Annotated in this window: 11 protein-coding genes; 1 reads left to right on the forward strand and 10 read right to left on the reverse strand. The window is 66.0% G+C overall.

The features are described 5' to 3' along the window. Positions 1-146: 146 nt before the first annotated feature. On the forward strand, positions 147-1,397 hold the full coding sequence (locus ACFFJ7_RS11295; protein ID WP_377592372.1) for an MFS transporter: 1,251 nt from the start codon (positions 147-149) through the stop codon (positions 1,395-1,397). A gap of 13 nt (positions 1,398-1,410) precedes the next feature. Here the strand turns inward: ACFFJ7_RS11295 and ACFFJ7_RS11300 are convergent, their stop codons facing one another. From ACFFJ7_RS11300 to argE, 10 genes are all read right to left on the reverse strand, one after another. Then, on the reverse strand, positions 1,411-3,192 hold the full coding sequence (locus tag ACFFJ7_RS11300) for a gamma-glutamyltransferase family protein (RefSeq protein WP_377592374.1): 1,782 nt from the start codon (positions 3,190-3,192) through the stop codon (positions 1,411-1,413). Between the two features lie 32 nt (positions 3,193-3,224). Beyond that, positions 3,225-4,880: an ABC transporter ATP-binding protein gene (locus ACFFJ7_RS11305; protein ID WP_166951231.1), complete on the reverse strand. Its 1,656-nt coding sequence runs from the start codon at positions 4,878-4,880 to the stop codon at positions 3,225-3,227. Then, positions 4,880-5,734 (reverse strand): ABC transporter permease, encoded by an 855-nt coding sequence (locus ACFFJ7_RS11310; RefSeq protein WP_377592376.1) that lies wholly within the window; start codon positions 5,732-5,734, stop codon positions 4,880-4,882. The genes ACFFJ7_RS11305 and ACFFJ7_RS11310 overlap by 1 nt, the downstream gene beginning before the upstream one ends. Then, positions 5,731-6,684, reverse strand: a complete 954-nt coding sequence (locus ACFFJ7_RS11315; RefSeq protein WP_377592378.1) for an ABC transporter permease — start codon at positions 6,682-6,684, stop codon at positions 5,731-5,733. Before ACFFJ7_RS11315 ends, ACFFJ7_RS11310 begins: the two co-directional genes overlap by 4 nt. A gap of 157 nt (positions 6,685-6,841) precedes the next feature. Then, a complete protein-coding gene (locus ACFFJ7_RS11320) occupies positions 6,842-8,452 on the reverse strand; it encodes an ABC transporter substrate-binding protein (protein WP_377592380.1) in 1,611 nt (536 codons plus the stop codon). 85 nt (positions 8,453-8,537) lie between these two features. Continuing rightward, positions 8,538-9,239, reverse strand: a complete 702-nt coding sequence (locus tag ACFFJ7_RS11325) for an HAD-IA family hydrolase (RefSeq protein WP_377592383.1) — start codon at positions 9,237-9,239, stop codon at positions 8,538-8,540. A 257-nt stretch (positions 9,240-9,496) separates the two neighbouring features. Next, positions 9,497-9,751, reverse strand: a complete 255-nt coding sequence (locus ACFFJ7_RS11330; RefSeq protein WP_377592385.1) for a hypothetical protein — start codon at positions 9,749-9,751, stop codon at positions 9,497-9,499. A 71-nt stretch (positions 9,752-9,822) separates the two neighbouring features. Next, positions 9,823-10,314 (reverse strand): Lrp/AsnC family transcriptional regulator, encoded by a 492-nt coding sequence (locus ACFFJ7_RS11335; RefSeq protein ID WP_377592387.1) that lies wholly within the window; start codon positions 10,312-10,314, stop codon positions 9,823-9,825. Between the two features lie 160 nt (positions 10,315-10,474). Further along, positions 10,475-11,857 carry an aminotransferase class III-fold pyridoxal phosphate-dependent enzyme gene (locus ACFFJ7_RS11340; RefSeq protein ID WP_377592389.1) on the reverse strand — a complete coding sequence of 461 codons (1,383 nt, stop codon included), beginning with the start codon at positions 11,855-11,857 and terminating at the stop codon, positions 10,475-10,477. Positions 11,858-12,000: 143 nt separating this feature from the next. Next, positions 12,001-13,149, reverse strand: coding sequence for an acetylornithine deacetylase (gene argE / locus ACFFJ7_RS11345; protein WP_166951197.1), 1,149 nt, complete (start codon positions 13,147-13,149; stop codon positions 12,001-12,003). Between the last annotated feature and the right edge of the window lie 222 nt (positions 13,150-13,371).

Here is a 13,371-nt window from a genome sequence, read left to right on the forward strand (position 1 = left end):
GTTGTGCCATCATCTTCCCCAAATCGAATGAACCGTCCCGGCCTGTCACGCGGGGCACGGCGGACAGCAGAGGGCGAAAACGTGATCGGGCGGGGGCATTCCGTAGCAGTTTATTCCGGCAGCATTCGTTCCGTGCCGGTGCGGTCGTGACCGCCTCGGCCCCGGCGGCGGCCTCCCGCTATCCGCAGGGAGCGGCGGCGCTCGCGCCGATCATCACGGGCGCGCTCATCCTGCAGGTCGCCGGCACTGCCATCCATACCTACGTGCCCCTCTACATGGCGCTGGCGGACCGCGCGCCCTTCATGATCGGCCTCGTGGGCGCGGGTTATTCGGCGGGGTTTCTGGTCGGCTGTTTCACCATTCCCGTGCTGATCCGCCGCGTGGGCCACATCCGCGCCTTTGCGGTCTTCGCGGCGGTGCAGGCGGCCGTGACGCTTTGCCTCGCGCTGACGCCCGTCGATCTGTGGACCGTGCTGCGGTTCGTGGTGGGGGCGGCCTCGGCGGGCCATTTCGTCTGTATCGAAAGCTGGATCAGCGGCCAGGCGGAGCCCGCCCGGCGCGGCCGCATATTCGGCCTTTACCAGATGCTGAACCGGCTGGCGCTGATTCTGTCGCAGGTTGCCGTCGGCTATCTGGCCCTGCGGATGGAGAGCATGTTCATGCTGGCGAGCATCGCCTTCTCGCTGGCGCTGGTGCCGGTGGCGCTGACCAAGGCGCGCAGTCCCGACACGCCGCCGCTCGTTTCCGTCAACCTGCGTGCACTGTGGCGTGATGCGCCGACCGCCGTGGGCGGCTGTCTCTACGTGGGTCTCGTCGGCGGAGCGCTGAGCTATGTGGCGCCTGCCTACGGTATCATGATCGGCCTCGACAGGGAGGGTGCCATCCTGCTGACGGTGGCCTCGCAGGTGGGGGCGCTCGTGATGCAATGGCCGATGGGTCTGTTCGCCGATCGCATCGATACGCGCAACGTCATGCTCGCCTCCGTCGGCCTCGCCCTTGCCGCGTCGGCGGCGACGCTGTGGGCCGTGCATCACGACGTGCCCCATCTGTTGTGGGTCATGACAGGCCTGTTCACGCTCGTGGGTGCGGGCAGCATGCCGATCTATGCGATTTCCGTCACCCACGCCTACCGGCATATCGAGCAGGATCAGGCGGTGTCGCTTTCCGCGGCGCTGCTTTTCCTGTGGGCGGCCGGCGCCAGTGCCGGGCCGCTGCTGGCGAGCGCGCTGATGCAGATCGTGGGGCCGCACGGCCTGCTCGGCTACATCGTCGGGCTGTCGGCGCTGATGCTGGTTTTCCTCGGATATCGCATTGCCAGGAAGACTTCGCCCGGCCGCCCGGCCGCCGAGGGTGGCATCGGCGCGGGAGCTGTGCCCGATGTCGGGCCGCGGCATTGACGCCGCCGGCACCTTATCGCCCGATGGCGTAGGCTTGCATCAGGCGGGGCGTGGCGGCTGCGCGCAACAGGCCGTCGGCGTCCCGGCGCGCAGCCGTGACGCGGCCGATGCTCCATGCCGGCGCGACATTGAGCCCATGACCGCGCGCCCGCAGCGCTGCAAGAACATCGGCACCCGCCGTTTCCTCGATCGTCAGATCGCCCGGCTTGCAGGTGCGCGGATGGAAGGAAGCCGGGAAATGCGCCGTGTGGAACAGCGGCATGTCGATCGTCTGCTGAAGGTCGAAATGCCCGTGCACGTAGCGCAGGAAGAAGGCGAGCTGCCACTGGTCCTGCTGATCGCCGCCGGGCGTGCCGAAAGCGAGCGTCGGCCGTCCGTCATATAGCGCGAGCGAGGGCGTGAGCGTGGTGCGCGGCCGCTTGCCGGGCGCGAGCGACGTGGGCAACCCCGGCTCCAGCCAGAACATCTGCGCGCGGGAATTGAGGCAGAAGCCGAGCCCCGGCACCACCGGCGAGGATTGCAGCCAGCCGCCGGAGGGAGTGGCCGACACCATGTTGCCGTCCCGGTCGATGACATCGAGATGGACGGTGTCGCCGCGTCGCGCCGTCAGATGCGCCATGGTCGGCTCGTAAACCGCGCCGCCCTCCATCTGCGCCAGCATCCGCGTGGTGTGCGCGTGCTGTTCCTCGAAGCCGGGCAGGCGGCCCGGCCGCAGCAGCAGGGAGGCGTCATCCGCGATCAGCCGGCGGCGCTCGTCGTTGTAGGTGTCGGACAGCAGGCGGTCGAGCGGCACGTCCGCGAAGGCGGGATCGCCGTAATAGACCTCGCGGTCGGCGAAGGCGAGCTTCATCGCCTCGACAACCGTGTGGATGAAGCGTTCGCCGGCGGGATCCATATCCGCGAGATCGATGCCCTTCAACAGCGCGAGCGCCTGCAACAGCACCGGCCCCTGGCCCCACGGGCCGGTCTTCGCCACCGTCCAGCCGTGGTAGTCGTAGGTCTGCGGCGCCTCGACGGTCGCGCGCCAGCCGGCGAGATCGTCAGCGTTCAGAACGCCCTTATGACGCGCGCCGCTCGCGTCCATGACCTCGGCGGTGGCCAGATAGGCCTGTATCGCCTCGGCGACGAAGCCGCGATAGAAGGCGTCTCGCGCGGCCTCGATGCCCGCCTCGCGTCCGGGCCGGGCCTCGGCCTCGGCGACGATGCGCTGCCACGTGGCCGCGAGCGCCGGATTGCGGAAGTCGGATCGCGGCGCGGGCGCGTTGCCGCCCGGCAGCCACGTTTCGTAAGAGGTCGGCCATTCCCGCCGGAAGAAGTCGCCCAGTTGTGCGATGGCGGCGCTGACCTGCGGCAGCACGGGATGGCCCTGGCCGGCATAATAGATGGCGGGCTCCAGCACGTCGCGCACGGTCATGGTGCCGTAGTCGCGCAGCATCAGCATCCATCCGTCGAAGGAGCCCGGAATCACGGTGGCGAGCAGGCCGTCGCCGGGAATCAGCGACAATCCCTGCGCGCGGTAGTGGTCCATGGTGGCGCCGGCGGGGGCGGTGCCCTGCGCGCAGAGAACCTCCACCCTGTCGCGCTTGCGGGAGTAGAAGATGGCGGGCAGATCGCCGCCGGGGCCGTTCAGATGCGGCTCCACCACCTGCAGTGTCAGGCCGGTGGCGATGGCGGCGTCGAAGGCATTGCCGCCGCGTTCGAGAATGCTCATGCCGACAGCCGAGGCGATCCAGTGCGTCGATGTCACTACGCCGAAACGGCCGAGGATTTCGGGGCGAGTGGTGAACGTGGCCATTGCGCTTTCCCTTTCCCGCCGATGCGGAGGCGTCATTCGTGGGCGAATTGTTCCACGATCTTCGCATTCTGCTTCAGATTGTCCAGCCAGCCCGGATCAAGCTGCGGTACGGACGATATCAGGAGCTGCGAATAGGGATGCCGCGCGCCGCCGTCAAGCTGGCCTGGCAACAGCTGCTCCACCTTGCGCCCGCCGTACATGACGACGACCTCGTCGCAGATGGCGCGCACGGTGTTGAGGTCGTGGCTGATGAAGATGTACGACAGGCCGAGTTCCCGCTGAAGCTCCTGAAGCAGTTCCGTCACGGCCGCCGCCACCACGGTGTCGAGCGCCGAGGTAATCTCGTCGCAGAGCACCACGGACGGGTCGGCCGCCAGCGCGCGGGCGAAGTTGACGCGCTGCTTCTGCCCGCCGGACAGTTCCCCCGGCAGGCGGTTCTTCAGCGCGCGCGGCAGGCGGACCATGTCCATCAGCTCATCGATGCGCCTGTTGCGCGCCGCGCCGCGCGTGCCGTGGTAAAAGGTCAGCGGCCGTCCCAGAATGTCGCTGACGGAGCGCGCGGGGTTCAGCGCCGTGTCGGCGAGCTGGAACACGATCTGTACATGGCGCAATTCCTCCTTGCTGCGCTTGCTGGCGAGCCCGGGCAGCGCCTTGCCGTTGAACAACACCTCGCCGCGCGCGGGTGGCAGCAGGCCGGCGATCACGCGCGCGAGCGTGCTCTTGCCGCAGCCCGATTCCCCGATCACGCCCAGATTGCTGCCGCGCTTCAGGGTGAAGCTCACGTCGTTCACCGCCAGCATGACGGGCAGACCGTCCTGCCCCGGCGCGCCGTAGCCGGCGCTGAGGTTCCGCGCTTCGAGCACCGGCGCGTCGGCGCTGTCGGCGGCCGCGCGGTCGTGGCGCACCGGCTCATAAGCGGCGATCAGGGTTTTCGTGTAGGGATGCGCGGGCGCATGGAGGATCTGCCGGGTATCGCCCGCCTCCTGCACCTCCCCGTTGCGCAGCACGAGGATGCGGTCGGCGATCTGCGCCACCACGGCGAGGTCGTGGGAGACATAGACACCGGCGATCCGCTTGCCTTGCATCACCTTCTTGAAGGCGCGCAGCACCTCGATCTGGGTGGTGACGTCGAGCGCCGTCGTCGGTTCGTCGAAGATGACGACCTTCGGCTCGCCGATGAGCGCCATGGCCGCCGCGAGGCGCTGAAGCTGCCCGCCCGAAACCTGATGCGGATAACGGTCGCCGATGGTTTCCGGGTTGGGCAGGGCGAGCGCGCGGAACAGCTCGATCGCCTTCCGCCGCGCCTCGTCCCGGCTGCCGAGCTTGTGGATCTGCGCGATCTCGATGACCTGCGTCAGGATCGTCTGCGAGGGGTTGAAGGCGGCCGCCGCGCTTTGCGGCACATAGCTTACGAGCTTGCCGCGCAGGTTTGCCCGCTCGTGCTCCGTCTGTGCCGAAACCTCGTAGCCGTCGACGAAGACGTGGCCGCCGGTGATCGCGCAGCCGTCCCGCGTGTAGCCCATCAGGGTGAGCGCCGTCGTGGTCTTGCCCGAGCCCGATTCCCCGATCAGCGCCACGATCTCGTCCGGCGCGATGCTGAAGGAAATGCCCCGGATGATCTCGACCTTGCGCCCGCTGTCCGTCACCGCCCCGACATGCAGATTCATCACTTCAACGAGGTTCTTCATCACTCACTCCGGTCGCGGATGCGGGTAGGGAGGTTGTCGATCAGCATGTTCACGCTGATCGTGAGGCTGGCGATGGCTATGGAGGGCATCAGCACCGCCGGCGCGCCGAGCGCGAGGCCGGAAATGTTCTCCCGCACCAGCCCGCCCCAGTCGGCGTTGGGCGGCTGCACGCCGAGACCGAGGAAGCTCAGGCCGGAAAGCAGCAGCACGATGAAAACGAAGCGCAGGCCGAAATCGGCCATGACCGGGCCGATGATGTTGGGAAAGATCTCCTCGCGGATCAGGTAGGGCAGGCGCTCGCCGCGCGCCCGCGCCACCTTGACGTAGTCCGCCGTGTTGACGTTGACGGCGAGCGCCCGCGCGAAGCGGAAGGCGCCGCACGAGTAGATGGCGGCCAGCGTCAGGATCAGCACCGGAATGGACGAGCCGACGGCGGCGACGATGACGAGGCTGAGCAGCAGGTTCGGAACGCAGCCGAGCGCGTCGATCGCGCGGCTCAGCACCGCGTCGAACCATCCGCCGACGGTCGCCGCCACCATGCCCATCGTCACGCCGATGAAACAGGCCAGCATGACGGCCGCGAGCGAGATGCCCACCGTGTAGCGCGCGCCGTACAGGATGCGCGTCAGCATGTCCCGGCCGAGGTAGTCGGTGCCCAGCCAGAACTGCGCCGACATCCCGCCGAAGTAGTCGAAGTCGACGATCTCGCTCACCGGATAGGGCGCGAGCATCGGCCCGAAGATCGCCACGAACGCCCAGAAGACGACGATGGCGAGGCCGATGAGCCCCACGGCGTTGATGCGCCAGCCGAGCCGCCCGCGCGCCGCGCGGCGGGAAGCGATGTCCTCAGTCATTTGCGCAACCTCGGGTTCGAAACGATGGCGATAACGTCCGCGATGGTGATCAGCAGCAGATAGCTCAAGCAGAAGATCATCGCGCAGGACTGGATCAGCGGCATGTCGCGCGTGGCGACTGCGTCCAGCATCAGCTTGGACAGACCGGGGTAGTTGAAGATCGTCTCGACGATGATCACGCCGCCGAGCAGATAGGACAGGCTCAGCGCAACGGCGTTGGCGATGGGGCCGAGCGCGTTGGGCAGGGCATGGCGCAGCACGATGCGCGACCGGGAGGCGCCCTTGAGCAGCGCCATCTCCACATAGGGCGTCCGCAGCGTGTCGATCACCGCCGCGCGCGTCATGCGGATCATCTGCGCCGAAATCACGAAGGACAGCGCCACGACCGGCATTGCATAGACGCGCAGCATCTGCGTGAAGGAAGTCACCTCGTTGGCGAAGGACAGCGCCGGCAGCCACTGGAGATAGACCGCGAAAACCAGCACGGCGCCCGTCGCCACCATGAACTCTGGCACGGAGATCACCGCGATGGACAGGGTGCTGACGGCCCTGTCGAACCACGAGTTGCGCCAGATGGCCGAGGCGATGCCGAGCAGCAGCGCGACGGGCACGGACAGCAGCGTGGTGACGGCCGCGAGCTTCAGGGAGTTGCCGAGCCTTCCCGAAATCATCTCCGACACCGGCAGGCGGTTGACCAGCGACGTGCCGAGATCGCCGACGAAGAGCCCGCCCAGCCAGCGCAGGAACCGCAGGATCGCCGGCTCGTCGAGATGCATGGCCTCGCGCAGGCCCGCGACCGCTTCCGGCGTCGCGGCCTGACCCAGCATGATCTCCGCGATGTCGCCGGGCAGCATGTTCGTGATGGCGAAGACAACAAAGGATACGAATATAAACGTCAGAAAGGAGACCCACAGACGGTGAAGTACCATCGCGGTCATCGTATTGCTCATGGATGTTCCCCTGTCGGCCCCTCGGAGCGGCGGCCGGCACCACGCCGTCGGCCCGGGTCGGGAGCGCGCCCGTCCGGGCAGATGCGGCATGGCGGCCGTCCGCGTCGTGTGCGGCGTGCCGCGGGCGCCGGCGGCCGGCCGTGCCCGCGGCGCGGCATCATTCGGCAAGCCAGATGTACTCGGGGAAGGCGAATCCCATCAGGTTGCCCAGCGGGTTGGGCTTCATGCCCCGCACCTTGCTGTTTAGCGCATCGAGGTTGGCCATGAACAGCGGGATGACGGTGCCCGCCTGCTGCGCGACCATAACCTGCATCTCGCCGTAGAGTTCCTTGCGCTTCGCCTCATCCAGCTCGCCGCGCGCCTTGACCAGCAGCTCATCGAATGCGGCACTCTTGAACCGGCTCTCGTTCCAGGCTGCGTCGCTGGCATAGAGCAGCGAGAAGTAGGAGTCCGCGGTCGGGCGCGCGTTGATGTTGCCGAAGTGCATCGGCGCTTTCAGCCAGTAGTTAGACCAGTAGCCATCCGCCGGCACGCGCTTGATGTCGAACTTCATGCCGATCCTCGCGCCCTCCTGCTGCAGCACCGAGGCCATTTCCACGGACAGCGTCGCGGCGTCCGAGGCGACGACCGGAATGGTCTGGTTCAGCAGGCCGGATTTCGACAGGTGGAACTTCGCCTTTTCCGGATCGAACGCGGCCGGCTTCAGCGCGGCGTTATGATAGCGGTTGGTGAGCGGCAGGGGCTGGTCGTTGGCGATATCGCCGATGCCCCGCGCCACGGCCTTCAGGATCTGCTCGCGGTTGATCAGATGGCGGATACCGGTGACGAAGCCTTCCGCATCGCCGGGAGACATGTCCAGCCGCATGTTGAGGTTTGTGTAGCCGCCCGAGGGCGTGATCATCATCTCGAAGCCGGGTTGCGCCTCGATCTGGCGGATGGCGCGCGGGTTCATCGAGCCGACGATCTGCACATCGCCGGAGAGCAGGGCGTTGACGCGCGCGTTGTCGTCCGGAATGCCGATGAACTCGATCTCGTCGACCCACGGCCCGCTGGACCTCCAGTAGTTGGGATTGCGCACCGCGATGGAGCGCACGCCCGGCTTGAATTCCTTGCAGAGGAAAGGCCCGGTGCCGTTGGCGGTGGTGAAGTCCTTGGTGCCGTCGGCGATGATCATGAACTGGTGGATGCCGAGCAACGTAGGCAGGTCCGCGTTGGGCGAGGCCAGCGTGATCGTGACCGTGGTCGGATCGACGGCCTTGATCTCCGTCATCTGCTTGGCGATGGCGTTGACCTTGGAGCCGACGGCGGGGTCGAGGTGGCGCTTGAGCGAGAAGACGACGTCGTTCGCGTCGAGCGTCTTGCCGCTGTGGAACGTGACGCCGGAGCGCAGCTTCACGGTCCAGGTCTTCGCGTCGCCGGTCTCGATACTTTCGGCGAGTTCCATTTGCGGCGCCAGGTCCGCGTCGAGGAAGGTGAGGCGGTTGTAGAAACTGCACAGGCGCACGTAGTCCGTGGAGTGCGAGGCGATGGCCGGGTCGAGCGTATCGGCGGTCGACGTGGTCCATCCTGCGGCGCGCACCTTGCCGCCCTTGCGCGGCGTGGCGGCATGGGCGCGGCCCGCGCTGCCCAGCACCGCGCCGCCGGCCGCGAGCGACACCCCGCCCGCCATCAGGAAGGCAAGAAGCTCGCGCCGCGAGGCGCCGCGCCGGATGGCATCGAGCACGCGCGCATCGTCGGCTTTCGTCCAGTTCGTGATATTGTTGTTCATCTGAATTCCCCGTCTGTCGTTGATTGGAAGCTGTCAGTTGCGTTTGTCGCACTTCTCGTCAGGTGGCGGTGCTGTCGGCCCGCGATCACAGGGCGGCTTCCGCCAACGCCGCCATGCTGGTGAAATGATAGTCCGGCTGGGTGAACGCCTGCGGCGCGATGGTGCCGCCGTAACCGGCCTGCGCGTGACGGCGCTCGATCCAGCAATTGGCGATGCCGAGCGCGCGCGACACGCCGATGTCGTGGTACTGGCTCTGCGCCACGTGCAGCACGTCGTCCTTGCCGTAGCCCCGGGCGGCGAGGTCCGCCAGTACCTGCTCGAAGAATGCCGGGTCCGGCTTCTCGACACCGGTGTCGTCGACCGTGAAGCTGGCGTGGAAGGGGCTGCCCAGTTCCTTCTCGAACAGCGAAAAGGCCCAGCGCTGCGCGTTCGTCATGGCGACGAGCCTGTAGCGCGCGGCGAGCGCGGCCAGCGCCGCGCGGCTGTCGGGGAAGCCCTTCCATAGCCGCACGTCGTTGCGCAGCCGCTCGCCCGTCGCCGCGTCGGCGGGCAGGCCGAGTGCGGGCGCGATGCGGCCGTAGACGCGCGGCAGGTCATCGGGAAAACGCAGTGCCTCCGGCTCGTAGCGCGCGTTGCGATAGAGCGTCAGCGCGGTTTCGGCGTCGAACGCCTTGCCATTTTCCGCCGCGATGGCGGCGAGGCTACCCGTCAGTCCGTTTTCGAAGTCGATCAGCGTGCCGACGACGTCGAATGTCATGACCTTGAATGCAGATACAGGCTTTGACACTGTTATTCCTCTCCGGAAGGAAGATTAGAAACGCGATCGCCATGACGGGCGCACCCGTGCGCAAGACACACGATCTGGCATGGATAATTGTTCACGTATCACGGCGGCGGAAAATCCTGCCGTTGCCGCTCGCTCTTATGACGACATCAAGCAATTGTTATGCCAGGAACGAATTTTTACTCCCCTCGCATCCCCTCATGCGTATTTTGGGCGTAACCTGTTGAGCTGGCGCTTGAAACGAGAATTCCTGCTGCCTTCTACCAATGTCGATTCTGCAAGGCCCGGCACTGGCAGATGCACTGAAATGCCACCCCCTTGCGGCAGATATTTCCGAAAAAGAATGCCGTCGCGGCAGAAACGCGCAGCCCGCCGGCGAGGTCGGCCAGCGGCGCGGGAATATGCCGGATCACGCAGAACCGTCGTCTTTCACGGGGCGTCGCCGCGGCATAACCTGCGGTTTGGAGTCGATAACCGCCCGCAATCACGCATGCCGCCGCATCTGGCGCGGCCATGGGCACCGTGCAAAAATTCGATGCAGGGCGCGGCAACGTGAGTGGCCTTACTGCATCGACGGCCGGGTGTGTCAGTGGGACTCGTCGAAAAGTGCGGTCAGCGGGTAGTGCGCTTTGATGAAGGGCGATTTGATCACGACATAACTGAAGTATTTGTCGATGCCGATATCGCGTTGCAGCAACTGTTCGATTGTTTCCTGGTAATGGACGATGCCACGCGCGACGAACTTCAGCAGATAATCATAGCCGCCGCTGACCAGATGGCACTCCACCACCTCATCGACATTCCGGATCGCCGACTCGAAACGGAAGAAATCGCCATGCCGATGATCTGAAAGTGTTATTTCGGTAAAGACCGAGATCACCTCGCCAAGCTTCGCCATATTGATGGTGGCGCCATAGCCGCCGATGTAGCCGGCTTTTTCCAGCCTGCGAACCCGCATGAGGCAGGGGCTGGGCGAAAGGCCCACGGCGTCCGCGAGCTTGACGTTGGTGATGCGTCCGTTTTTCTGCAGTTCCGACAGAATCTTGAGATCTATACGGTCGAGCTTGGGTAATCTCATCGAGATGCGCTTTCGGCGTAACGCTTGTGCTATGAATCGTTCCCTCTGGCCCGGACTGTCGTCCGGGCCAGAAAATACAGCACATTATTTCGCGTCACGCCAGCGTCGCGATTTCCAGGTTCACTCCTCGGCTGATATAAAGCCTGGGCGAATTTCAGCTTCAGGACACCAGAGCCGAACGCACTTCCGGCTGTTCGAGCACATCGTCGAGAGACTTCTTCACACGCGCCACCAGCTCGTCAATGTCGTCCGGCGTGTAGTTCAGACTGGGTGCGAGGCCGATGGTGCCGTTGGCGAAGGCGCGGAAAATGACACCGTTATCGAGGCTGGCGGTCGCGAGGCGCGCGCCGATCGCGACATCGGGCGCGAACAGCTCCCGCGTTTCCTTGCTGGCGACGACCTCTATACCGGCCAGCATCGAGATGCCGCGCACCTCGCCCACCAGCGGATGGCCAGCGAGTTCGGCAAGGCGCGACATCAGCCGCGCGCCGGCGTGCTGGCCGCTTTCGAGCAGGCCGCCCTCGGTGTACAGACGAAGCGTCGCGAGGCCCACGGCAGCGCTGACGGGGTGGGCAGAGTAGGTAAAGCCATGCCCCACAGCGTTTTTCCCGGCATGGTCGGCGATGGTGTCGTAGATCCTGTCGCTGAGGAATACGGCGCCCATCGGCGCGTAGCCGGAGGTGAGGCCCTTTGCCACCGTCATGAGATCGGGTTCGAGGCTCTCCACCTCGCTGCCGAACAACGGGCCGATCCGCCCGAATCCGGTGATGACCTCGTCAATGATGAACAGGATGTCCAGTTCGCGGCAGGCGGCCTGCATGGCGGGCAGCCAGCCCTTCGGCGGCACCAGAACGCCGCCCGAGCCCTGCACCGGCTCGCAGATGAAGGCGGCGACATGATCCGGCCCGCCGAGCGCGGTCACCTTGTCGCGCAGGGCCTGCACGGAGGCGGCGATGATGGCCTGCGGGTCCTCGCCGACCGGGTTGCGATAGGAATAATGCGACGGAATCTTGTGCTGGTTGGGCAGCGGCACGTTGAAGCCCGCATGGAAGGCGGGCAGGGCGGTGAGACCGGCGCCGGTCGTGCTCGATCCGTGATAACCCATCTCCAGCGAGATGAAGTGCCGTTTCTCCGGCTTGCCGATGGCGTTGCAGTAGTATTGCGTGAAGCGGACGGCGCTGTCGACGGAATCCGAGCCGCCCAGCGCGAAATAGACATGGTTCAGCGTGCCGGGCGCCAGTTCCGTCAGTTGGCTGGCGAGCAGGATGGCGGGCTCGTTCGAGAAGCCGAAATAGCCGGTTGCATAAGGCAGTTCGGCCATCTGCTTTGCGGCTGCGTCCACGATGGACTGCTGGCCGTAACCGGCGTTGACGCACCACAGGCCGGCGAAGCCGTCGAGATAGCGCTTGCCGGTACTGTCCTGCACATGAATGCCGGAGGCCGACGTCAGCACCGTGGCACCGCGCTTCTCGTGCTCCCGGTAGGCGGTAACCGGATGCACGAGATGGCGCCGGTCAAGTTCGATGAGTGAGTTCGAGATCATGCAGGGACTCCGTTAGCTTGCTTCGATATACTTCGCTGATCCTGCAGGCAGTTGGCTCTTTGTCGGGCGTCACTGGAAGCGGTTGCGATGCATTTTGGCGGGACTTGCGGCATAATATGCTGCCGGTTGGCGCGGCGCGCCGGTCAGTGGCGTTGCAGATGGATGCCTAGTCCGCGCAGCATGGCGGTGCAGGCGTCGAGTTCGCTGTCCAGAATGTATTCGTTGGCACGGTGCGCGCGGGTGATGGAGCCCGGCCCGCAGATGATGGCCGGAATGCCGGCCTGCTGGTACAGCCCGGCTTCCGTGCCATAGCTGACGGACTGCTGCGGCGCGAGGCCGGTGAGCCGCGTGAGCAGCTCGGCAAGCGCCGGGTCGGGATTCGGCGCCAGCGGCGGATAGCTGCTGGTTTCCTCGTGCCGGATCTGGAGCGTACCGCCGCGCGCATGGGCGGCTTCCGCAAGGCTGTCGGCGAAGGCCAGCACCGTCGCGCCTGCCTGCACCGGATCGTGGCCGGGGATGGCGCGGATTTCCAGTTCCACGACGCAGCGGTCGGGGATGATGTTCACCGCCGTACCGCCGAGCACCGTGCCGACCTGCATGGTGGAGAAGGCGGGCTCGAACGTGGCGTCGAACGGTCCTTCCTGCGCCAGCCTGTCGGCCTGCGCGCGCACGAAGCCGATCAGCTCCGCGGCCGGATAGATGGCGTTCTCGCCCTGCGCCGGGTTGGACGAATGCCCGGCCCGGCCCTGAAACGAGAGAGCGAGCGATATCTTGCCCTTGTGCGAGAGCACGGGGCGCATGTCGCTCGGCTCGCCGACGATGCAGCCGGCGGGCGGATGGCACAGCGGCCCCAGACTGCGCAACAGGTGCTTGACGCCACGGCAGCCGCTTTCCTCGTCGTAGGAAAAGGCGATGTGGACGGGCCGGGCGAGGTCCATGGCCGCGTATTCGGGCACCGTCGCCAGCACGCAGGCGAGAAAGCCCTTCATGTCCGTCGCGCCTCGCCCGAAGTAGCGGCCGTTGTCGAGGCTCAGCCGGAAGGGGTCGGTGCTCCACGCCTGCCCCTCCGCCGACACCACGTCCATGTGGCCGGAAAGGATGTAGCCCGGCTGGTCCGCCGGGCCGATGGTGGCGAAGAGATTGAAGCGGTCGCCCTCCGGCCCGCTGACGATCTGGCTCGGGATGCCGTGGAAGGCCAGATAGCCGCGCACATAGTCGACGATCGGCCCGTTCGGCGTGCCACAGACCGAAGGGAATCCCACGAGATCGGAAAGAATGGCGCTCGCCTGCATGTCTGCCCTCCCTTGCCCGAACCGCCGCCGGACAATCGTTCCCGATGTCCGGCGTTCGGAAACCATTCAATTTGACCGGAAAGCACGGCGAAGAACCTTTCGAATAAGCGGCCAAAATCATCATTCCCTGCCTATCTCGTGCGTTGTTCCATCGGAAAAATGCGGCACGATCTTTCGCCCCGCCGCATAACCTGCGGTTTGGTCGTCCGCTCAAGATGGAAT

This window comes from Pseudochelatococcus lubricantis (assembly GCF_042432495.1).
GTDB classification, from domain to species: Bacteria; Pseudomonadota; Alphaproteobacteria; order Rhizobiales; family Beijerinckiaceae; genus Pseudochelatococcus; species Pseudochelatococcus lubricantis.